Source organism: Rhodococcus sp. NPDC056960, assembly GCF_042674125.1.
Taxonomy (GTDB): domain Bacteria; phylum Actinomycetota; class Actinomycetes; order Mycobacteriales; family Mycobacteriaceae; genus Rhodococcus_F.
The window spans coordinates 110023-129892 of the sequence record NZ_JBHURF010000021.1 but is presented as its reverse complement, the minus strand read 5'-3'; the positions used below and the strand labels follow the sequence as shown (position 1 = coordinate 129892).

General features: G+C 69.3%; 19 protein-coding genes. 13 read left to right on the top strand and 6 right to left on the bottom strand.

Features of this window, described 5'->3' with window-relative positions; genetic code table 11:
* Positions 1-59: 59 nt before the first annotated feature.
* Positions 60-740 (top strand): ferritin-like fold-containing protein, encoded by a 681-nt coding sequence (locus tag ACFTWF_RS30140; RefSeq protein WP_185729040.1) that lies wholly within the window; start codon positions 60-62, stop codon positions 738-740.
* A gap of 140 nt (positions 741-880) precedes the next feature.
* The gene (locus ACFTWF_RS30135) at positions 881-1111 is read left to right on the top strand and encodes a DUF3107 domain-containing protein (protein ID WP_141470305.1); all 231 of its coding nucleotides are present in this window, start codon (positions 881-883) and stop codon (positions 1109-1111) included.
* A 59-nt stretch (positions 1112-1170) separates the two neighbouring features.
* Here ACFTWF_RS30135 and ACFTWF_RS30130 read toward each other — a convergent pair whose 3' ends face one another.
* Positions 1171-1842, bottom strand: coding sequence for a TetR/AcrR family transcriptional regulator (locus tag ACFTWF_RS30130; RefSeq protein ID WP_378464774.1), 672 nt, complete (start codon positions 1840-1842; stop codon positions 1171-1173).
* Positions 1843-2110: 268 nt separating this feature from the next.
* On the opposite strand from ACFTWF_RS30130, the gene ACFTWF_RS30125 reads away from it, so the two are divergent.
* From ACFTWF_RS30125 to ACFTWF_RS30115, 3 genes are all read left to right on the top strand, one after another.
* Positions 2111-3202, top strand: a complete 1092-nt coding sequence (locus tag ACFTWF_RS30125; RefSeq protein ID WP_378464773.1) for a DUF3152 domain-containing protein — start codon at positions 2111-2113, stop codon at positions 3200-3202.
* 150 nt (positions 3203-3352) lie between these two features.
* Positions 3353-4537, top strand: coding sequence for an adenylyltransferase/sulfurtransferase MoeZ (moeZ, locus tag ACFTWF_RS30120; protein ID WP_378464829.1), 1185 nt, complete (start codon positions 3353-3355; stop codon positions 4535-4537).
* Between the two features lie 98 nt (positions 4538-4635).
* Positions 4636-5490: a TIGR02569 family protein gene (locus ACFTWF_RS30115; RefSeq protein ID WP_378464772.1), complete on the top strand. Its 855-nt coding sequence runs from the start codon at positions 4636-4638 to the stop codon at positions 5488-5490.
* Here ACFTWF_RS30115 and ACFTWF_RS30110 read toward each other — a convergent pair.
* Positions 5487-6152: a FadR/GntR family transcriptional regulator gene (locus ACFTWF_RS30110; protein ID WP_378464771.1), complete on the bottom strand. Its 666-nt coding sequence runs from the start codon at positions 6150-6152 to the stop codon at positions 5487-5489. The two genes, ACFTWF_RS30115 and ACFTWF_RS30110, sit on opposite strands and share 4 nt — an antisense overlap.
* A gap of 11 nt (positions 6153-6163) precedes the next feature.
* Here ACFTWF_RS30110 and ACFTWF_RS30105 point away from each other — a divergent pair, with 11 nt between their 5' ends.
* The 6 genes from ACFTWF_RS30105 to ACFTWF_RS30080 all read left to right on the top strand — a co-directional run bounded on the left by ACFTWF_RS30105 (position 6164) and on the right by ACFTWF_RS30080 (position 13856).
* A complete protein-coding gene (locus ACFTWF_RS30105) occupies positions 6164-7414 on the top strand; it encodes a CynX/NimT family MFS transporter (RefSeq protein WP_378464770.1) in 1251 nt (416 codons plus the stop codon).
* Between the two features lie 131 nt (positions 7415-7545).
* Positions 7546-8955 (top strand): MFS transporter, encoded by a 1410-nt coding sequence (locus ACFTWF_RS30100; protein WP_378464769.1) that lies wholly within the window; start codon positions 7546-7548, stop codon positions 8953-8955.
* 52 nt (positions 8956-9007) lie between these two features.
* A complete protein-coding gene (gene nirB, locus ACFTWF_RS30095) occupies positions 9008-11518 on the top strand; it encodes a nitrite reductase large subunit NirB (protein ID WP_378464768.1) in 2511 nt (836 codons plus the stop codon).
* Between the two features lie 81 nt (positions 11519-11599).
* A complete protein-coding gene (gene nirD / locus ACFTWF_RS30090) occupies positions 11600-12001 on the top strand; it encodes a nitrite reductase small subunit NirD (RefSeq protein WP_073359259.1) in 402 nt (133 codons plus the stop codon).
* A complete protein-coding gene (locus ACFTWF_RS30085) occupies positions 11998-13155 on the top strand; it encodes a uroporphyrinogen-III synthase (protein ID WP_378464767.1) in 1158 nt (385 codons plus the stop codon). The genes nirD and ACFTWF_RS30085 overlap by 4 nt, the downstream gene beginning before the upstream one ends.
* Positions 13152-13856, top strand: a complete 705-nt coding sequence (locus ACFTWF_RS30080) for a sirohydrochlorin chelatase (protein WP_378464766.1) — start codon at positions 13152-13154, stop codon at positions 13854-13856. The genes ACFTWF_RS30085 and ACFTWF_RS30080 overlap by 4 nt, the downstream gene beginning before the upstream one ends.
* A 16-nt stretch (positions 13857-13872) precedes the next feature.
* Here ACFTWF_RS30080 and ACFTWF_RS30075 read toward each other — a convergent pair whose 3' ends face one another.
* Together ACFTWF_RS30075 and ACFTWF_RS30070 are read right to left on the bottom strand one after the other, a co-directional pair.
* Positions 13873-15621, bottom strand: coding sequence for an NTP transferase domain-containing protein (locus ACFTWF_RS30075; RefSeq protein WP_378464765.1), 1749 nt, complete (start codon positions 15619-15621; stop codon positions 13873-13875).
* A 22-nt stretch (positions 15622-15643) separates the two neighbouring features.
* Complete coding sequence (locus ACFTWF_RS30070; protein ID WP_378464764.1) at positions 15644-15769, bottom strand: hypothetical protein; 126 nt, start codon at positions 15767-15769, stop codon at positions 15644-15646.
* A 61-nt stretch (positions 15770-15830) separates the two neighbouring features.
* Between ACFTWF_RS30070 and ACFTWF_RS30065 the strand changes: the two genes are divergently transcribed.
* Together ACFTWF_RS30065 and ACFTWF_RS30060 are read left to right on the top strand one after the other, a co-directional pair.
* On the top strand, positions 15831-17276 hold the full coding sequence (locus tag ACFTWF_RS30065) for a PLP-dependent aminotransferase family protein (protein ID WP_378464763.1): 1446 nt from the start codon (positions 15831-15833) through the stop codon (positions 17274-17276).
* A 141-nt stretch (positions 17277-17417) separates the two neighbouring features.
* Positions 17418-18698 carry a lipase family protein gene (locus ACFTWF_RS30060; RefSeq protein WP_378464762.1) on the top strand — a complete coding sequence of 427 codons (1281 nt, stop codon included), beginning with the start codon at positions 17418-17420 and terminating at the stop codon, positions 18696-18698.
* Positions 18699-18709: 11 nt separating this feature from the next.
* Here ACFTWF_RS30060 and ACFTWF_RS30055 read toward each other — a convergent pair whose 3' ends face one another.
* Both ACFTWF_RS30055 and ACFTWF_RS30050 read right to left on the bottom strand, forming a co-directional pair.
* Positions 18710-19018 carry an MGMT family protein gene (locus ACFTWF_RS30055; RefSeq protein ID WP_378464761.1) on the bottom strand — a complete coding sequence of 103 codons (309 nt, stop codon included), beginning with the start codon at positions 19016-19018 and terminating at the stop codon, positions 18710-18712.
* Between the two features lie 10 nt (positions 19019-19028).
* The gene (locus ACFTWF_RS30050) at positions 19029-19814 is read right to left on the bottom strand and encodes an alpha/beta fold hydrolase (RefSeq protein ID WP_378464760.1); all 786 of its coding nucleotides are present in this window, start codon (positions 19812-19814) and stop codon (positions 19029-19031) included.
* Positions 19815-19870 lie beyond the last annotated feature (56 nt).

Below are 19870 nucleotides of genomic sequence, written 5' to 3'. Positions count from 1 at the left end.
GCCCCGCAACTGGTTACTCATGGCAAACATCACTGCCCGACGCACTAGGCTGTGGCGCCATGGAGCCCAACACGCCTGCATCCTCTGATTCCACCATTCCCGCTGATCACCCCGGGGTCAGTGAACTCTTCGCGGTCCTCGCGTACGGCGAGATCTCCGCGTTCTACCGGTTGTCCGAGGACGCGCAGATGGCGCGCACCCTGCAGGGCAAAGTGGCGCTCGCGAGCATGGCGGCCGCCGAGATGGGGCACTTCGAGATGCTCGAGAAGGCTCTGACGGCCCGCGGGTTCGACATCTTCGAGGCGATGGACCCGTTCGTCCGCGCACTGGACAACTACCACGCGTCCACGGCCCCGTCGACGTGGCTCGAGGCTTTGGTGAAGGCGTACGTCGGCGACGGGATTGCCGCGGACTTCTACCGCGAGATCGGGCACTCCCTGCCCGCCGAGGCCTCGCGGACGGTCGAGGAAGTGCTCTCGCAGACCGGTCACTCGGAGTTCGTCGTCCACGAGGTGCAGCAGGCCATCAAGGCCAGCAACCGCGACAAGGACCGCCTCATGCTGTGGGGCAGGCGCCTGCTCGGCGAGGCCATCACCCAGGCCCAGTTCGTCCTCGCGCAGCGGGAGGCGCTGACCGAACTCGTCATCTCCGCGTCCGGCGACCTCAACGGAGTCGTAGCGCTGTTCGACCGCATGCAGGAGATGCACGCCGAACGCATGGCCGTGCTGGGTCTGGTCTGACGGCACCGCCGTCGCGACTCGTGTGACGGCACCGCCGTCGTGTTCGCTCAGGGCACAGCCCGCGGACGCGCACCCGCGGCGGCCACTGCATTAGCCTGGCCAGGACAGCTGATGTTTCTCGGAGAGTTCGGAGGTTGACCGTGGAGGTCAAGATCGGTGTAATCGACAGCCCGCGTGAGCTCATCGTCAGCAGCGAGCAGACCCCGGACGAGGTCGAGACATTGGTCTCGGACGCCCTCGCCGGAGGCGACGGGATCTTGTCTCTGCAGGACGACAAGGGACGCAAGTACCTCGTTCAGTCCAGCAAGATCGCCTACGTGGAGATCGGCCCGTCCGATATCCGCAAGGTCGGATTCGCTCCGACCAAGTGAACACACGAGAAAGGGCCCGCAGTCGAGTCGACTGCGGGCCCTTTCTCTCGTCGGTGTCGTCAGCGCTGTTCGGGATGCAGCGGCACGCGGGACAGACCACCCCAGGCGAGCGTGACTGTGGTGTCGACCGCCTCTTCCTTCGGGATCGGGCGTGCTGCCTCCAGCCAGTACCGCGCGGTGAACTGGCTGGCGCCCACCAGGCCGACGGCGAGGATGCGGGCGCGGTAGGGGTCGAGCCCGGAGTCGTGGCTGACGAGGTCGAACACGGCGTCCACGCAGGCCTCGGTCGCCTGCTCGACACGGCTCTGCACCTGCGGCTCACCCATCAGGTCCGACTCGAACACCAGGCGGAAGCCCTGCGAGTCGTTGTCGACGAAGTCGAAGAACGCCTGCACCGCGGCGCGGACGCGTTGCTTGTTGTCCGTAGTCGACCGCAGTGCCTGCCGCACGCCGGAGATCAGGCTGTCGACATAGCTCTGCAGCACGGCCACGTACAGCTCGAGCTTGCCGGGGAAGTGCTGGTACAGGACGGGCTTGCTCACACCGGCGCACTCGGCGATCTCGTCCATACCGGCAGCGTGGTATCCGCGTGTGACGAAGACCTCGCTGGCTGCGGCGAGTAGCTGCAGTCGCCGGGCGTCGCGGGGGAGTCGCGTGCTGCGGCGGGCCCCGGTGCCCTTTCCGGTTTTGGCATCGCGATCGGAGTTCGTCCGATCCGCGAGTTCAGTCATAGCGCTTCCAATCTGCACAAGTATTCCGCGTCACATTCTGTGTAACTGTGTGAACGATACCCGCGCGTAGTGAACCGTTCATGGTGGACTCGCTGGACTCGCCCAGTCAAGGATATTGCCTGACCGGTAACTGGTGCATCATGCGGGTCCGGGGACCCTGGTGACCCCGGTAGCCGCGGCGTTGCGGATCCCGTCCGTGTGACACGCCGAATGAGCAGCGGGTGGTGCACTGGGACGAGGCGGTGCCGGACTGTGAGATTCTGGCTGCGTGACTGACCGAGGAGGACCGCGGGTGCAAGGCCGGGCTCCGCAGAGCTCCGAGGACGGGGAGCGACGATCGCGGAGTGTCGACCGGCGTGGCAGCAGTCCCGGCACGTCGCAGTCGGCACCGCGGGCGCAGTCGCATCAACCGCTGCGTGCGCAATGGGACCCGACCAGCCGCGACGTCGGCAGGCCCCGGAACCCGCGGCCCGAGCGGCAGGTGAGGAAGCAGAGCCGCATCGGCCGGTTCGTCTCCACCTACGGCTGGCGCGCCTATGCCATCCCGATCCTGCTGGTCGTCACCGTGCTCGTCGTGGTCGACGCGGTCCGTGACACCGGGGGCACCGACACCACCGCCGAGACCGACAGCCCCGGCTTCGGCACCCTGTCCCGCGACACCGACGGTTCGAGCGTCATCGGGGTCCCGCCGGAGGCGGACGGCAACTTCGCCGCCGAACTTCCCTCGGGTGCGCTGCCCGAGGGAGGTCCGTTCACAGCGGTCGGAGCAGGCACCTGGCACATCGTCCCCGGGGCCGGGCCGAAGGTCGGGGAGGGCACCGAGCGCGAATTCACCTACAGCGTCGAGATCGAGGACGGCGTCGACACCTCCGGGTTCGGCGGTGACGAGTCGTTCGGCCGGATGGTCGACCAGACGCTGTCGAACCCGAAGAGCTGGACGAAGGACCCTCGGTTCGCGTTCCGCCGCGTCGACCAGGGCGACCCCGACTTCCGCGTGTCGCTGACGTCCCAGATGACGATTCGCGAGGCGTGCGGCTACGACATCCAGCTCGAGGTGTCCTGCTACAACCCCGGCATCGACCGCGTCGTCCTCAACGAGCCCCGCTGGGTTCGCGGCGCGATCGCGTTCCAGGGCGACATCGGGTCCTACCGGCAGTATCAGATCAACCACGAGGTCGGCCACGCCATCGGCTACCAGGACCACCAGCCGTGCGAGACGGAAGGCGGCCTCGCGCCGGTGATGATGCAGCAGACGTTCGGTACGGCCAACAACGACATCGCAAGACTCGACCCCGAGGGCATCGTCCCGATGAATGGCCTGACCTGCCATTTCAATCCGTGGCCGTTCCCCCGCGCATGAGTCCGGACTGCCTGCGCGCGACTGCTCGCGGGAGGGAAGAATGGACCTCGTCGGGGTGTTGAATTCAATGCTGTCCGACACAAATGCTGTCCGACACATCGGAAGCTGTCGCGCAATCGTCAGGAGTGGACCGTGTCGCTTGACCGTTCTGTGAAGACCGCCGGGGCACTACCGCCGTTGGTGGAACCGGACGCCGAACTGTCCCGGGACGAGGTGGCGCGGTACAGCAGGCACCTGATCATCCCGGACGTCGGCATGGCCGGGCAGAAGCGTCTGAAGAACGCGAAGGTCCTCGTCATCGGCGCGGGTGGTCTCGGCTCGCCGGCCCTGCTCTATCTGGCGGCGGCGGGGGTGGGAACGATCGGCATCGTCGAGTTCGACGAGGTCGACATGTCCAACCTGCAACGTCAGGTCATCCACGGCCGCTCCGACGTCGGCCGTCCCAAGGCCGAGAGCGCACGCGATTCGATCCGCGAGATCAACGACAACGTCGACGTCCGGTTGCACGAGTTGCGCCTCGAGCCCGACAACGCCGTCGAACTGTTCGAGCAGTACGACCTCATCCTCGACGGCACCGACAACTTCGCCACCCGGTATCTCGTCAACGATGCCGCAGTGCTGGCCCACAAGCCGTACGTGTGGGGTTCGATCTACCGCTTCGAGGGCCAGGCGTCCGTGTTCTGGGAGGACGCTCCGAACGGTCGCGGACTCAACTACCGCGACCTCTACCCGGAGGCGCCGCCGCCCGGCATGGTGCCGTCCTGCGCCGAGGGTGGCGTCCTCGGCGTGCTCTGCGCGTCGATCGGCTCGATCATGGCCACCGAGGCGGTGAAGTTGATCACCGGCATCGGCGAATCGCTGCTCGGACGGCTGATGGTGTACGACGCGCTCGACATGACGTACCGCACCATCACGTTGCGCCGAGACCCGGCGCGGACCCCGATCACCGAACTGATCGACTACGACGCGTTCTGCGGTGTCGTCTCCGACGAGGGCCAGTCCGCGGCGGCGGGGTCGACCATCACCGCCACCGAACTGCGCGACCTCCTCGACTCCGGCAAGGAGATCGAACTGATCGACGTGCGCGAACCGGTCGAGTGGGACATCGTCCACCTCCCCGGTGCGGTGCTGATCCCGAAGGACCGCATTCTGTCGGGAGAGGCGCTGTCGGAGCTTCCGCAGAACAAGCCGATCGTGCTGCACTGCAAGACCGGCGTGCGGTCGGCGGAGGCGCTGGCCGCGCTGAAAAAGGCGGGTTTCTCCGATGCGACGCATCTGCAGGGCGGCGTCATCGCATGGGCGAAACAGGTGGACACGAGCCTGCCCGTCTACTGACCCCCGCTCGTCCACTGGTCCCGGCCGACGCGTGATTGCCGTCGCCGGCCAGCGCGCCTTGCGCTGTCACCGGCCCACCCGGCGGTAGCGTTGAGTCCGTGAGCACAGGCCAACCCCCTCAACACGTGTGCTCCACGTTCGGCCTCCGGGAAGTCGAGCCCATCCCACTCGGTGCGGACTGGGACGGCGGGTGGCTCTGTGGAGACGTAGTCCTGTCAGCCGTCGCCGACCACGCGCGCGCCGCGTGGTCCGCCAAGGTCCGCGAGACGCTCGAGGTGGACGGGGTGCGGCTCGCCCGTCCGGTCCGCTCGACCGACGGCAGGTACGTGGTCTCGGGGTGGCGTGCCGACACGTTCATCGAGGGCACACCCGAACCCCGGCACGACGAGGTCGTGTCGATGTCCGGACGTCTCCATGCGGCCACCTCCCAGCTCGACCGCCCCCGGTTCCTGGTGCAGCCCCCGGTCGCTCCGTGGGCGGAGGTCGACGTGTTCGTGGCGGCGGACCGGGCCGCGTGGGAGAAGATCCCGCTCCGCAGCGCGAAGGGCGCCGAACAGCTCGAGGCGCCGTCCCCCGACGGGCGGAAGAGTCTCGAACTGATCGCCGGTCTCGCGACGCTGCGCAAACCCGTCACGTGCCCGGATCAACTGGTGCACGGTGACCTGTTCGGCACCGTCCTGTTCGCCGGCGCGCTCGCGCCCGGCATCACCGACATCACCCCGTACTGGCGTCCCGCGTCATGGGCGGCGGCGGTGGCGGTGGTGGACGCGATCTCCTGGGGTGGGGCCGACGAGGCCCTCATCGGGCGGTGGGAGGATCTGCCCGAGTGGCCGCAGATGCTGCTGCGCGCGGTGCTGTTCCGGCTCGCGGTCCACGTGCTGCATCCGCGGTCCACGGCGGAGGCGTTTCCCGGACTCGCCCGGACGGCCGACGTGGTGCGTCTCCTGCTCTAGACGAGCAGTTCGGCGAACAGGTCCCGAGCGGCCGCGGTCGCCGCGGTCTCGTCGCCGTCGACCACCGCCTGGATCAGGCGCCCGTGCTCGTCGTGGAACCCCGCCCCGGTCGCGTGCACGTGCCGATCGACGGTTTGGGCGATCGAGGGCAGCAGCGAGTCGTAGAACTCGAGGTACACGGCGTTGTGACTCGCTTCGACGATCGCGCGGTGCAGAGTCACGTCGGCCGCCACGGCGGCCTCGGTGTCGGATTCGGCCCAGCACCGGCGACGTTCGTCGAGGAGGGTCTGCAGGCGCGCGACGTCGTCCGGGGTGCGTCGCCGGGCGGCGAGGGCGGCGGCCGTGACGTCGAGAGCCTGCCGTAGTTCGGTGACGTCGCGCTCGTGGGCGCCTGCGAAGTACTTGCCGAGCGTGCCCCCGACGTCGGAGGTGGCGACGACGTACGTGCCCGATCCCTGACGCCGTTCCAGCAGCCCGGTGTGGACGAGGGCCTGCACGGCTTCGCGGACGGTGTTCCGTCCCGTGCCCGTGAGTTCGGACAGCGCGGTCTCGGTGGGGATCTTCTCGCCCACCGCCCACCGCCCGCTGCAGATCTCGTCGCGCAGTTGCTCGGTGACCTGTGAGATCAGACTCGAGCGCCGCACGGGTTTTCCAAAGGTCATCCGGTCATCCTATGATTTCTCTCGTGACTCTTCTACGCGGCCGCCTCCTCGTCTTCTGCGCGATCGCCATGTCGGCGCTCGTCCTGAGACTGGCGGTCACGTCGTTCAGCCCGCTGGCCTCCCAGATTCGGGAGGACGTCGGGTTCTCGCCGACGGTCGTCGGGGTGTTCGGGATGGTCCCGACGGCGATGTTCGCGCTGTTCGGGCTCGGAACGCCGCTCATCGCGAAGCGGTGGGGCCTCGAACGCACCGCGCTCGTCGCCATGCTGATGGCCGCGGTGGGCATGCTGACGAGGGCACTGATGAGCGACACGTGGTCGCTGCTCGCACTGTCGGCGCTCGCGCTCGCCGGCATGGGAATCGGCAACGTGGTGATTCCCCCACTCGTCAAGCGGTACTTCTCCGACCGGCTGGCCGTGATGAGTTCGGTGTACATCGTCGGCGTGCAGATCGGCACCATCGCGCCCGCGTTCGTCGCGGTCCCGCTCGCGGAGGCATTCGGCTGGCGGCTGTCGATCGGGATCTGGGCCCTGCTCGGCTTCGCCGCGGCGGTGCCGTGGATCGTCCTGCTCACCCGGGCCCGACGACGCGCAGTGGTCGTGGCGGCCACACCGGCTGCGGACCTCCCGGCGGACCGTCCTCACGGCAACGCGTGGCGCTCGCCCGTCGGCTGGGGGATGGCCGGCATGTTCGGGATGACGTCGATGATCACGTATTCGATGTTCACCTGGATTCCCGACATCCTCGCGGACGCAGGCGCGAGCGAGGCGTTCGGCGGTGCCATGGTGGGACTGTTCTCGTTCATGGGTCTGGTCGCGGCGTTCGGCGCTCCCACGCTGTGCGCGCGCATGCGCAACCCGTTCCCGATCGTGATCGGGTGCGCGGTCTGCTACCTCGTGTCCTTCAGCGGACTGCTGCTCGCCCCCATGAGCGCGCCCATCCTGTGGATCGTGCTGCTCGGGCTCGGGCCCAGCACGTTCCCGATGGCGCTGACGCTGATCAATCTGCGCACGCGCAGCCACATCGGATCGTCGACACTGTCCGGTTTCACCCAGGGTGTGGGTTACGCGGTCGCGTGCCTCGGTCCGCTGCTGTTCGGCGTGTTCCACGACGCGTCCGGCGGGTGGACCGTGTCGTTCGGATTCCTGACCTTTGGCGTGGTGATCCTCCTCATAGCAGCGTTCCAGGCGTGCAAGCCGCGCATGCTCGAGGACAGCTGGCACGCCGAATCCGAACTCGAGGACGCTCTTCGACACGTCTAGGAAACATGCAGGAAACCTCACATCGGCCCGGCTGAAAAGTGAGGATCAGTTGACGCCCCGGTCACCGACCGCAGCACCGCCGCAACACCGGTTTTCTACCTTTGGGTCTCCCACACAACGAGGAGGCCCGGGTGAAGAAGCACTACATCGAGCACTGGGACGCGGAAGACGTCGACGCCTGGGAGGCGGGCGGTAAGGACGTCGCCAAGCGGAACCTGATCTGGTCCGTAGTCGCGGAGCACGTCGGCTTCTCCGTCTGGTCGATCTGGTCCGTGATGGTCCTGTTCATGCCGACCGACGTCTACGGCATCGACGCTGCGGGCAAGTTCTTCCTCGTCGCCGTCCCCACCCTCGTCGGGGCGATCCTCCGGATCCCCTACACCGTCGCCACCGCCCGGTTCGGCGGCCGCAACTGGACCGTGTTCAGCGCCCTGGTGCTGCTGGTGCCGACCGTGTTCACGCTGTACCTGATGCTGAACCCGGGTGCGTCGTACACGACGTTCCTGCTCGTCGCCGCGCTCGCCGGTGTCGGTGGCGGCAACTTCGCGTCGTCGATGACCAACATCAACGCGTTCTACCCGCAGCGTCTCAAGGGCTGGGCCCTCGGGCTGAACGCCGGCGGCGGCAACATCGGGGTTCCCGTGATCCAGCTGGTCGGCCTGCTCGTCATCGCGACCGTCGGCAACACCGAACCGTGGATCGTGTGCGCCGTCTACCTCGTACTCTGCGGTGTCGCCGCCGTCGGTGCCGCGATGTTCATGGACAACCTCGGCAATCAGAAGGCCGACCTGCGGGCGATGGGCGCGACCCTGAAGTTCTCGCACTCGTGGGTGATCAGCTTCCTCTACGTCGGCACGTTCGGCTCGTTCATCGGCTTCAGCTTCGCGTTCGGCCAGGTGCTGCAGATCAACTTCCTCGCAGGCGGCGCGACCCCCGCCCAGGCGGCACTGCACGCGGCGCAGATCGCGTTCATCGGCCCGCTGCTCGGCTCGATCGCCCGCCCGCTCGGCGGCAAGCTCGCCGACCGGATCGGCGGCGGCAGGATCACCCTGTACACCTTCGCCGCGATGGCACTCGCCGCCGGTGTGCTCGTCACCGCAGGCACGATCGACGACGGTACGGCCGGCGCCCCCACCGGTGGAGTCATGACCGCGTTCGTCCTCGGTTTCATCGCGCTGTTCCTGCTGTCGGGAATCGGCAACGGGTCCGTCTACAAGATGATCCCGTCGATCTTCGAAGCCAAGGCGCAGGGCCTCGACGGACTGAGCCGCGAGGATCGGGCCAGCTGGTCCCGCTCGATGTCGGGTGCGCTCATCGGCTTCGCGGGAGCCATCGGCGGCCTCGGCGGCGTCGGCATCAACCTGATCCTCCGCGCCTCGTACAGCAGTCCCGCCAAATCGGCGACCATGGCGTTCTGGGTGTTCCTCGCCTTCTACGTCGTGTGCATCGCCGTCACCTGGTTCGTCTTCCTGCGCCGGCCCTCCGCGCCCGGCATCGCAGTCACCGACGGCGACGACGAAAAGGTGTCGGTCTCGGCGTGACCTCACGCAGTACCGCTCGAACTCGAGAAATTCAGCTAGAAGGAGCGACGGCATGAGCCGCAAGTCAGCAGTGGTCATCGGACACGGAATGGTCGGGCACCGGTTCGTCGAGGCGTTGCGCGCACGCGACGAATCCGACGACTGGTCGGTGACGGTCCTCTGCGAGGAACCCCTCCCCGCGTACGACCGGGTGGGACTGTCCACCTACGTGGGGGCGTGGGACCCCAAGGAGCTTGCGCTCGCGGGCAACGACTACCCGGGCGACGCGCTCGTCGATCTCCGGATCGGCCGTCGCGCCGCGTCCATCGACCGGGAGGTCCGCAAGGTCACCACCGATTCGGGTGAGGTCGTCGGGTACGACGCACTCGTGATGGCCACCGGTTCGTACCCGTTCGTGCCGCCGATCCCGGGACACGACCGGCCGGAGTGCTTCGTCTACCGCACGCTCGACGACCTCGACGGCATCCGGAAGCGGGCCGACGCGGCCGGCCCCGGCGCGGTCGGTGTCGTGGTCGGCGGCGGCCTGCTGGGCCTCGAGGCCGCCAACGCCCTCAAGCTGATGGGGATGACCCCGCACGTCGTCGAATTCGCTCCCCGGCTGATGCCGCTGCAGGTCGACGAGGGGGGCGGCGCGCTGCTCGCCAAACTGGTCACCGACCTGGGCCTCACCGTCCACACCGGAGTCGGCACCGCCGGCATTACCGAGGGCCCCGACGGAATCAGCGTCGAGCTGTCCGATGGATCGGTGATCGAGGCCGCGCTCCTCGTGTTCTCCGCGGGTGTGCGACCGCAGGACCAGCTCGCCCGCGACGCCGGACTCGACGTCGGCGAGCGGGGCGGGATCATCACGGACCTCGGCTGCCGCACGTCGGACGAGAACATCTACGCGGTCGGCGAGTGCGCCGCGGTGGAGGGACGGTGCTACGGCCTCGTCGCCCCCGGCTACACCACCGCGGAGATCGTGGCGGACCGACTGCTCGGCGGCGCGGCGGAATTCCCCGGCGCCGACCTGTCCACCAAGCTCAAGCTGATGGGTGTCGACGTGGCCAGCTTCGGCGACGCCCACGCGCAGACCCCCGGCGCGCTGGAGGTGGTCCTCAGCGACGCCGCCAAGGGCACCTACGCCAAGCTCGTCGTGTCCGACGACGCGAAGACGCTGCTCGGCGGCATCCTCGTCGGTGACGCCTCCGCCTACGCGTCGCTGCGGCCCCTCGTCGGCCGTGAACTGCCGGGTGATCCGGCGTCACTCATCTCGCCCGCGGGGGAGAAGCCCGGAGCCGGATCCCTGCCCGACGACGCAGAGGTGTGCTCCTGCAACGGCGTCACCAAGGGTGCGATCTGCGGGGCGATCGCCGACGGCGCCTGCGACATCGCGCAGGTCAAGAGTTGCACGAACGCCGGAACCACCTGCGGTGGCTGCCTCCCGACCATCAAGCAGCTTCTCGCATCGTCCGGCGTGGTGATGTCGAAGGCGCTGTGCGAGCACTTCGAGCAGTCGCGCGCCGAGCTCTTCGAGATCGTCCAGGCCACGAACACACGGACGTTCTCCGCGCTCATCGCGAAGTACGGCAAGGGTTCGGGCTGCGACATCTGCAAGCCCGTGGTCGCCTCGATTCTGGCGTCCACCGACTCCGACCACATCCTGCACCGCAACCAGGCGGGACTGCAGGACACGAACGACCACTTCCTCGCCAACATCCAGAAGAACGGCACCTACTCGGTGGTGCCGCGCATGCCCGGTGGCGAGTGCACGCCCGAGCAGCTCATCGTCATCGGCGAGGTGGCCCGCGACTTCGGCCTGTACACGAAGGTCACCGGAGGTCAGCGCATCGACCTGTTCGGCGCCCGGGTCGAGCAACTGCCCGCGATCTGGAAGCGGCTCGTCGACGCCGGCATGGAGTCGGGCCAGGCCTACGGCAAGTCGCTGCGCACCGTGAAGAGCTGCGTCGGGTCCACCTGGTGCCGCTACGGCGTGCAGGACTCGGTCGGGATGGCCGTGAACCTCGAGAACCGGTACCGCGGCCTGCGGTCCCCGCACAAGATCAAGTTCGGCGTCTCGGGTTGTGCCCGCGAATGCGCCGAGGCCCGCGGCAAGGACGTCGGCGTCATCGCCACCGAGAACGGCTGGAACCTGTACGTCGGCGGCAACGGCGGCCAGTCCCCGAAGCACGCCCAGCTGCTCGCCGGCGGTCTCGACGACGAGACCCTGGTCGCGTACATCGACCGCTACCTCATGTTCTACATCCGCACGGCCGACCGGTTGCAGCGGACCGCGCCGTGGGTCGATTCCCTGGACGGCGGCCTCGACCACCTCAAGGCCGTGGTGTGCGACGACAGCCTGGGCATCGCGGCCGAGCTGGAGGCGGCGATGGCCAAGCACGTCGAGGGCTACAAGGACGAATGGGCGGGTGTGCTCGACGACCCGGAGAAGCTGTCGCGGTTCGTGTCGTTCGTCAACGCCCCCGAGGAAGCCGATCCGACCGTCGCGTTCGACGACACGGGTGTCCGGAAGGTCCCGGTGCTGATGGGAATGCCGAAATTCGCAGCTTCTACATCGGAGTAATCCCCGCTTAACGCTGCGGAAACACCGACCACGAACCATGTATCCGAGCACGGATACACACCAGCCCGAAGGAGGACTGTGATGACCGTCGTCGACATGAACGTGCACAGTGCCAGTGGAACCAGGCGCGAGAGCGTCAAGTCAGGCCGTCTCGAATGGACGTCCGCGTGCCCGCTGAGCCAGTTGATTCCCGGACTCGGGGTGGCCGTGCTGCTGCGGGGAGGGGAACAGGTGGCGCTGTTCCTGCTCGAGGACGGCTCCCTGCACGCCGTGGGCAACATCGACCCGTTCGGCCGCGCCGCCGTGATGTCCCGGGGCCTCGTGGGTGACCGGGCGGGCGAGCCCACGGTGGCGTCGCCGCTGCTCAAGCAGGTGTTCTCGCTCGTCGACGGTCGCTGCCTCGACGACGATTCGGTGCGGTTGCCCGTGTACGACGTGCGGGTGTGGGCAGGCGTCGTCCAGGTCCACAGCACGAACGCGTGAACGACGCGTCGCCCCTGTGCGGGTTCACGGTCGGGATCACGGCCTCGCGGCGTGCGGAAGAGTTCGCCACACTCCTGACGCGGCGCGGCGCCACCGTGGTGCACGCCCCGGCCATCCGCATCATCCCGCTGGCCGACGACACGGAGCTCGAGCGCGTCACGCGCGAGATCATCGGCAACCCGCCGGAGATCGTCGTCGCGACGACCGGCATCGGCTTCCGCGGGTGGATGGAGGCCGCGGACGGCTGGGGTGAGGCGGAGGAACTGAGCCGGGCACTGGCCTCGAGCCGCCTGCTCGCCCGCGGACCCAAGGCGAAGGGCGCGATCCGGGCCGCGGACCTGCGGGAAGAATGGTCGCCCGCCTCCGAGTCCTCGGCCGAGGTGCTCGACCACCTGCTCGGTGAGGGCGTCGAAGGCAAGCGCATCGCGGTGCAGTTGCACGGTGCCACCACCGAGTGGGAGCCGGTCGCGGACTTCTGCGAGGTGCTCCGCTGCGCGGGCGCGGACGTCATCGCCGTCCCCGTGTACCGGTGGACTCCGCTCGAGGACCAGGCCCCGATGGACCGGATGATCGAGCTCATCGCGACCGGCGGCCTCGACGCCGTCAGCTTCACCAGCGCACCGGCCGTGGCCTCGCTGCTGACCCGGGCCAAGGAGACCGGAATGATCGAGATGGTCCTCCATTCGTTCCGGCACCGGGTTCTCGCGGCGTGCGTGGGACCGGTCACCGCAGGGCCGCTGCGCGAACTCGAGGTTCCGACGACCATGCCGGCGCGCTCGCGGCTCGGTGCGCTCGCCCGGCACATCGCCGACGAACTCCCGCGGCGGGCGAACAAGATCCAGACCGCCGGACACGAGCTGAGCATCCGCGGGGGATGTGTCGTCGTCGACGGGGAGGTGCGTCAGCTACCCCCGGCGGCGATGTCGCTGATGCGCACCCTCGGCGCCCGCCCCGGCCGGGTCGTCCCGCGCGACGAACTGCTCGCCGCGCTGCCGGGCGGTGGCGGCGACACCCATGCCGTCGAAACGGCGGTCGCCCGGTTGCGCGCATCCCTGGGCGCACCGAAAGCAGTCCAGACGGTGGTCAAGCGGGGCTACCGCCTGGCCCTCGATCCCGTCGACTGCGCCGATTCACGTGAGGAGGGACAGCCATGAACGAAGCAGCACTGGTGCTGGTGGCACACGGAACACGGAGTCCCCGGGGCGCCGAAATGATTGCCGCGCTCGCCGACGCCGTCGCCGAGCAGGTCGGACCCACCCGGGTGTCGTTCGTGGACGTACTCGGGCCCTCGCCCGCCGAGGTGCTCCGCGACCTCCCCGGACCCGCCGTGGTGGTCCCGGCGTTTCTCGCCTCGGGCTACCACGTCCACACCGACGTTCCCCGGGAGGTCGCGGACAGCGGTCACCCGTCGGTGGCCGTCACACGGGCACTCGGACCGGATCCCGTGCTCGCCGAGGTTCTCCTCCGCCGCCTCGTCGACGCGGGCTGGCAGCCGGGCGACGCGGTCGTGCTCGCCGCGGCCGGCTCGTCCGACGCCCGGGCCCTGCGCGACGTGCGCCGCGCCGCGGCTCTGCTGTCGGAACTCGTGGCCTCGCGGGTCCGCATCGGCTACGTGGCGACGGCGGAACCCCGCGTCGCCGACGTGGTCGCCGGACTGCGCGCGGACGGCGAGAAGCGCGTCTTCGTCGCGTCGTACCTCCTGGCCCACGGACTGTTCCACGCACGCCTCGCGGACGTGGGTGCGGACGGCGTCGCGGAGCCGCTCGGCGTGGACCCGGCCATCGTCGGCCTGGTGGCGGAGCGGTACCGCAGTGGCATTCCCGCGGCGCAGCGCGCACTGTCGTTGCAGCGCTGACCCTTCACCGGCCGCGTCAGCGCGGTAGCGGGACCAGTTCGGCGAGATCGCCGTCGACCGCTCCCGCCGGAACCAGCGCCAGCGCGTCACGGTCGATCAGGCCCGCCAGGTGCGCGGTGCGAATTCCGGCGTCCACGCGCCACGTGCCGTCCTGCTGCGGGACCGCGGGCAGGATGCGGGCGGCGTCTCCGCTGGCCTCGGACGCGTTCGCGATCCGTCCCAGCTGGGGCGGTGCCGGGATGCGGCCCGTCAGCGCGGCGGCAATGGACGGAGCCGTCGTCAGGAGCGTCGCGACCGCGGCGTACGGGTTTCCGGGCAGACCGAGCACCACCCGTCCGTCGGGCAGCAGCGCGGTCACCTGGGAGCCGCCGGGCCGGCACCGCACCCTCCCCACCACGACCCGGGCCTCGGCCCGGTCGAGCGCTGCCCGCAGTTGGTCGGCCGCGCCGCCCCCGGTGGCCCCCACGATCACGATCAGATCGGGTTGGCGTACTTCCCGGAACAACTCGTCGAAGCTGTCCGACGTGTCCCGCAGGTGGGTGTCGGCGACCGTCCGGATGCCGCACGACGAGAGGAACTGGGGGAGAACGGGTCCCAGGGCGTCACGCGTCTGCCCCCGTCGCAGGGGGCCCTCCCGCCGGATCTCGTCGCCCGTCACAACGACGTGTGCGCGGACCGGTCCGCGCACGCCCGCGGCGGTCACCTCCGCGCTCGCCGCGGCGGACAGCAGGGCGGGTGTGACGGCCGTCCCCTCGTCCGCGAGTCGATGGCCCTCGTGCCAGTCCTCGCCGCGCCGCCGTGCATCGTCGCGCAAGGGCGTGCCCTCCCTCCGGGACAGTCGCGGCCCGTCGGAAGTGTCTGTCGCCACCGCGAATTCGTCCCGCACGACCGTGGTCGCTCCGAGGGGGAGGTGCGCGCCGGTCGCGATGCGCGCCGCCTCGCCGTCCGCCAGTTCGAGTTCCTCGTCGCTGCCGGCGTACCGGATCGCGTCGCGCAGTACCCACGGACCTTCCCCGGCGACGGCGTAGCCGTCCATCGCGGAGACTGCGATGCGGGGCAGGGCTTCGGCGGCGAGCAACGGCTCGGCGAGAGTGGCGCCGAGTGCCGTCGCGAGTTCCGCGGATCGCGGCGGGAGTGGGGGGACCGAGGCCAGGATCGCCGTGCGGGCCTCGTGGATGGTGAGGGGGACGGCCGCGGCACCGACCCGGGCCCGCTCGACGTCGTCCGGCGTGTCGCAGTCGGTGACACCGCTGACGGGGACGGTGTCGAACGTCGCCGGGACGAGTGCCTTCATCGGCTGATTGACCGCCGAGCCCAGCGACCGGATCCGGTCGGTCAGCGCGCCGACGCGCCACGCCGACAACAGGAACTGCAGGCGCCCCTTCTCGTCGACCGCGAACACGGTATCGGCGTCCTGTACCGCGGCGGCGAGGGTTCCGACCGTCGTGGGCTGCACGAACGGCAGGTCCGAGGCCAGCAGGATCACCCGGTCCGCCGGGTCGGCGTCGAGCACGGCCAGTCCCGCGGCCACCCCCGCCACCGGGCCGGTGCCCGGCGGCGTCTCCTGGGTTTGCAGGACCGTCGAATCGAGGTCGGCGCGGCGGGGGCCGACGACGACGACGCGCTCACACTCGTCGACGGCGTCGAGGGCGGTGTCGAGCATCCGGCGTCCGCCGACGACCACGGCCGGCTTGTCGACGCCGCCCATCCGGGTCGCTCGTCCACCGGCGAGGACGATCGCGTGAACGGGTGCGGCAGAGTTCATTCCCTCATGCTGCCGCACCCGGTCAGTCGCTGTGCAGGTGGCTGCGCGGAGGGCCGGACAGCCCGCATCGTCCGCCGTGCACGGTGCTGACACCGAGCCAGGCCACCGAGACCAGACTGAGGGCCAAGAGGATTCCAATCATCAGCATGTATCGATTATCGGAGCCAAGTGGACCGCAATCTTCAGTCCTCTGTGGAAAAGTGGCCTGTATGAGTAGTGAACCGGTCCGGACCATCACGGCAGCCGAGTTGGCGGTGCTGGTCGGTGCACCGACCGCACCCGGCCAACCGCTGTACCGCGCGCTCGCCGACACACTCCGCGAGAGGGTCGCGGACGGGTCGATGGCAGTGGGGGTCCGGCTCCCCGCCGAGCGGGCGCTGGCGGAGGAGCTCAGGCTCAGCCGGGTGACCGTCAGTGCGGCGTATCGCGAACTGAGAGAGGGTGGTTGGGCGTCGGCGCGGCACGGGTCGGGAACGTTCGTGGCGATGCCGTCGGGTCCGCCTGCCTGGGGGAGCATGGTGGGGTCGCCGGTGGACGGTGTCGTCGATCTCGTCAACGCCGCGCCGGCCGCTGCCCCGGAACTCCGCGAGGCCTACCTGGACGCCGTCGACGAGTTGCCCCGCTTCATGCCGCAACACGGATACCACCCGGGCGGGCTCACGACGCTCCGTGCCGCGATTGCAGGCCACTACACCCGCCGGGGCCGCCCGACCACTGCAGACCAGATTCTCGTCACCGGCGGCGCGGGCGACGCCACCGAAGTGGTGTTCGAGGCGCTGGTCGAGGTGGGCGATCGCGTCCTCGTCGAACACCCCACGTATCCCGGCGCGGTCGAGTCCGTGCAGGCCGCCGGCGGCAGGCCCGTCCCGGTGCCGATCGACGCGACCGACCCGGACGCCTTCGTCGCGGACGCAGACCGGGCCGCCCGGCAGAGTGCCCCGACCGTCGCGTACCTCATGCCGGACTTCTCGAACCCGTCCGGGGCGCGGGCCACGTCCGAGGGCAGGAGGCGGCTCGCTGCGACGCTGGCCCGTCACGGCGTGGTGACGGTCGTGGACGAGGTGGCGGCCGAACTCGTGCTGGACGGCTCGGACTGCCTCGAGCCGTTCGGCGTCCCGGTACCCGAATCGGCCACCGTGGCGATCGGGAGCCTCAGCAAGACGGTGTGGGGAGGCATCCGGATCGGGTGGGTGCGCGCCGAGGCCGCCCGCACCGCGCAGATGGCGAGGATCATGGCCCGCCGGCAACTGTCGGTGTCGGTGCTGGATCAGCTCGCCGCCGTGCGGTTGTTCGCGCAGCACGACCGTCTGGTCGAGAGGCGCCGCCGCGACCTCCGGGCGCAGCGGGACGTGCTGGCGGCGGAGGTCGACGCCCGGTTGCCGGGGTGGAGTTTCGTCCTGCCGGCGGGCGGGCTGTCCCTGTGGTGCGCGCTTCCCGCCGGCACGAGCTCGACGGGACTCGTCGCCTCGGCCCGGTCGCGGGGGCTACTGCTGGCGCCCGGACCCCGTTTCGGCACCGGTCATCTGTTCGACGATCACCAGCGGCTGCCCTTCACGCGACCGGCGTCCGAGCTGGCCGCGGCCGTGAACGTCCTTGCCGCACTGGTGGTGTCCGGCGACGGGGCGATGTCCGCGACTCCGACGCTGGTGGTGTGACGGCCGGACGCCCGGTGCGAAAGTATCTGTGAATCAAAGTATCGGTCAGAGACCTGTTCGGTACCGCGAATGGGGCTGATCTTTATCGGTGCTCTGGCATAGTGATGCCGTCGACCTGGCTCGCTGAATGTGGGGTATGTCATGGGCTCGTTGTTCCGCAGATCCTTCGGCACCGCTGTACTCGGCTCGGTCCTCGCGCTGACCGGAGCCCTCGTCGGCGCAGGCACGTCCGCGGCGGAACCACCCTTGCTGTCACCCTCGGTGCTGTCACCCCTCCTGCCCGCACCACCGTCTGCCGACGCGATCTTCCCGGTCGCCGACCCGGACCCGTTCTACATCCAGCCCTCGGATGTCGCCGACCACGCGCCGGGAGACGTCCTGAAGATTCGCCAGATGCCGCCGTCGTACTACTTTCCCGGCAGCGCGATGTGGGAGTTGCTGTTCCGGACCACGGACTCGGAGGGCAGGCCGATCGCAGCCAACACCACGTACGTGCTCCCCCCGAATCACGCCCCGGACGGCCCGCTGGTGTCCTACCAGCACATCATCAATTCACTGGGTAACAAGTGCAAGATCGTCAACGAGCTCTACACCGACGATCCGATGCACCAGATCCGCGAGGCCGCCGGCCTGAACATCGCACTTGCTCGCGGGTGGGCCGTGGCGCTGCCCGATCACCTGGGTCCGCGGATGGCTTACGGCGCGGCCAAACTCGGTGGCCAGATCACCCTCGACGGCATCCGTGCCGTCCAGCGGGTGCCCGAACTGCAGGTGCAGAACAGCAAGGTCGGACTGGGCGGATACTCCGGCGGCGGGATGGCGACGGCCTGGGCCGCGGCACTGGCGCCGAGTTACGCCCCCGAACTGAACATCGTCGGCGCCGCCGAGGGCGGAACCCCGATGAACCTGGTGAAGATGGCGGACGCGCTCGGTACGAACCCGCATCCCGCGTTCGGCCTCGCCATGGCCGCCGCGCTGGGGCTCGAGCGCGAGTACCCGGACCGAATCGACGTCACCGATCAGCTCAACGACGAAGGTCGCATGATGAAGCAGTTGATCGGCAACGGGTGCACCAACGAGATCATGCTGTTCGGGCTCGGGCACAGTGCGTCACAGATGACCGACAACAAGAACTTCATGGACGATCCCGAAGCGTGGAAGGTGATGGAGGAGAACAGCCTGGAGTTGTATCCGGGCGTGCCCACCGCACCGATCTTCGAATGGCACAGCCCGACGGATGCGCTGATCCCGGTCGATTCGATCGACACCACCATGAAACGGTACTGCGACGCGGGCACCCCGGTGCAGACGCTGCTCACCCCGACTCCCGACCATCTGTCGGCGGCGGCGCTGGGACTGCCCCAGGGACTGGACTGGATGGACGCGCGCTTCCGCGGTGATCCGGCACCGAGCACCTGCTGACGCGGCGGCGTTCAGTCGGCGTGATCGAATCGGTGGCGTGCCGCCGCGAGATCGACCCGGCCGTCCCGGATGGGAACACCCTCGAGTTCGAGCTTCGCGATCTGACGGTGCGCGAGGTGCGCCGCCGGCCGGCCCGACGCTCCCAGCACCCGGTGCCAGGGGAGGTCGGCGGAGTCGGTGCGCATGATCCAGCCGACGGTCCGCGGACTGGACAGCCCTGCCGCCGAGGCGATGTCGCCGTAGGTGGCGACTCGGCCGGGCGGGATCGACGCGACCAGCGCGCGGACCGCCTCGACCTGTTCCTCCGTCGTCGCCACCATCACGACACCGTCAGAGGAGCGTGCGGACGAGGTCGGCCACCTCGGCCGGCCGGGCCTGCGGGACCATGTGATCGCAGTCGAGGTCGACGGCGGTGAGATTCTCGCCGAGGTGGTCGGTGAGCGCCTTCCGGAATTCCGGGGTGACGTACGGCGGCTGCACCTTGGACGCCTGGACGAGCACGGTCGGCAGATGAGCAGGCGGCAGCACGGCCTCGCGGGCCAGTTCGCCCCACGCGGTGACCACAGCCGGGGTGGACAGGCGCCAGTTGACCCGCCCGTTCTCCAGCGGCACCAGATGTTCGGCGATCTCGTTCTCGAGAACGTCCCGGGCCACCTCACCCCACGAACCGTGCACCTTGTCGGCGCGGGCCTCGTCGACGTCGGTGTAATCGGGGGAGGAGATGGTGAGATCCGCCACGGACTGCATCGTCGCGGGATCGAGCCCGATCGCGGGATCGAGCAGCACCAGCCCGCGGACCCGGTCGGGGACGGCCCGCGACAGGTGCAGTGCCAGGGCGCAACCGAACGAGTGTCCCACCACCAGGACGGGTCCCCGCGCGTGGACGTCGAGCGTGTCGACGAGGCTTGCGACGTGGGCCTCGAGGTTCCACGGCGGCGCCCACGTGGAGCGGCCGTGCCCGAGCAGGTCGGGGGAGATCCAGCGCGCGCCGGGAAGATGCTCGGTGGCCAGCGTCTCCCACCGTCTGCCGTGACCGGTGAGTCCGTGCAGGGCGAGGATCTCGGTGCCGTCCTCGGCGCCGAACAGGTACGTATTCAGTGCTGACACCTGACCCATGATGCCGGATCGGGTCGCCGGACGAGATGTCGGACCGTTCTGGTGGAATGCTGCCC

Bases quoted from the DNA above. Each gene is read 5' to 3' on its own strand.
- ACFTWF_RS30140 (WP_185729040.1), top strand. From the start codon at position 60: ATGGAGCCCAACACGCCTGCATCCTCTGATTCCACCATTCCCGCTGAT.
- ACFTWF_RS30130 (WP_378464774.1), bottom strand. From the start codon at position 1,842: ATGACTGAACTCGCGGATCGGACGAACTCCGATCGCGATGCCAAAACC.
- ACFTWF_RS30110 (WP_378464771.1), bottom strand. From the start codon at position 6,152: ATGACCTTTGGAAAACCCGTGCGGCGCTCGAGTCTGATCTCACAGGTC.
- ACFTWF_RS30105 (WP_378464770.1), top strand. From the start codon at position 6,164: ATGATTTCTCTCGTGACTCTTCTACGCGGCCGCCTCCTCGTCTTCTGC.
- nirB (WP_378464768.1), top strand. From the start codon at position 9,008: ATGAGCCGCAAGTCAGCAGTGGTCATCGGACACGGAATGGTCGGGCAC.
- nirD (WP_073359259.1), top strand. From the start codon at position 11,600: ATGACCGTCGTCGACATGAACGTGCACAGTGCCAGTGGAACCAGGCGC.
- ACFTWF_RS30080 (WP_378464766.1), top strand. From the start codon at position 13,152: ATGAACGAAGCAGCACTGGTGCTGGTGGCACACGGAACACGGAGTCCC.
- ACFTWF_RS30075 (WP_378464765.1), bottom strand. From the start codon at position 15,621: ATGAACTCTGCCGCACCCGTTCACGCGATCGTCCTCGCCGGTGGACGA.
- ACFTWF_RS30070 (WP_378464764.1), bottom strand. From the start codon at position 15,769: ATGCTGATGATTGGAATCCTCTTGGCCCTCAGTCTGGTCTCGGTGGCC.
- ACFTWF_RS30065 (WP_378464763.1), top strand. From the start codon at position 15,831: ATGAGTAGTGAACCGGTCCGGACCATCACGGCAGCCGAGTTGGCGGTG.
- ACFTWF_RS30060 (WP_378464762.1), top strand. From the start codon at position 17,418: ATGGGCTCGTTGTTCCGCAGATCCTTCGGCACCGCTGTACTCGGCTCG.
- ACFTWF_RS30055 (WP_378464761.1), bottom strand. From the start codon at position 19,018: ATGGTGGCGACGACGGAGGAACAGGTCGAGGCGGTCCGCGCGCTGGTC.
- ACFTWF_RS30050 (WP_378464760.1), bottom strand. From the start codon at position 19,814: ATGGGTCAGGTGTCAGCACTGAATACGTACCTGTTCGGCGCCGAGGAC.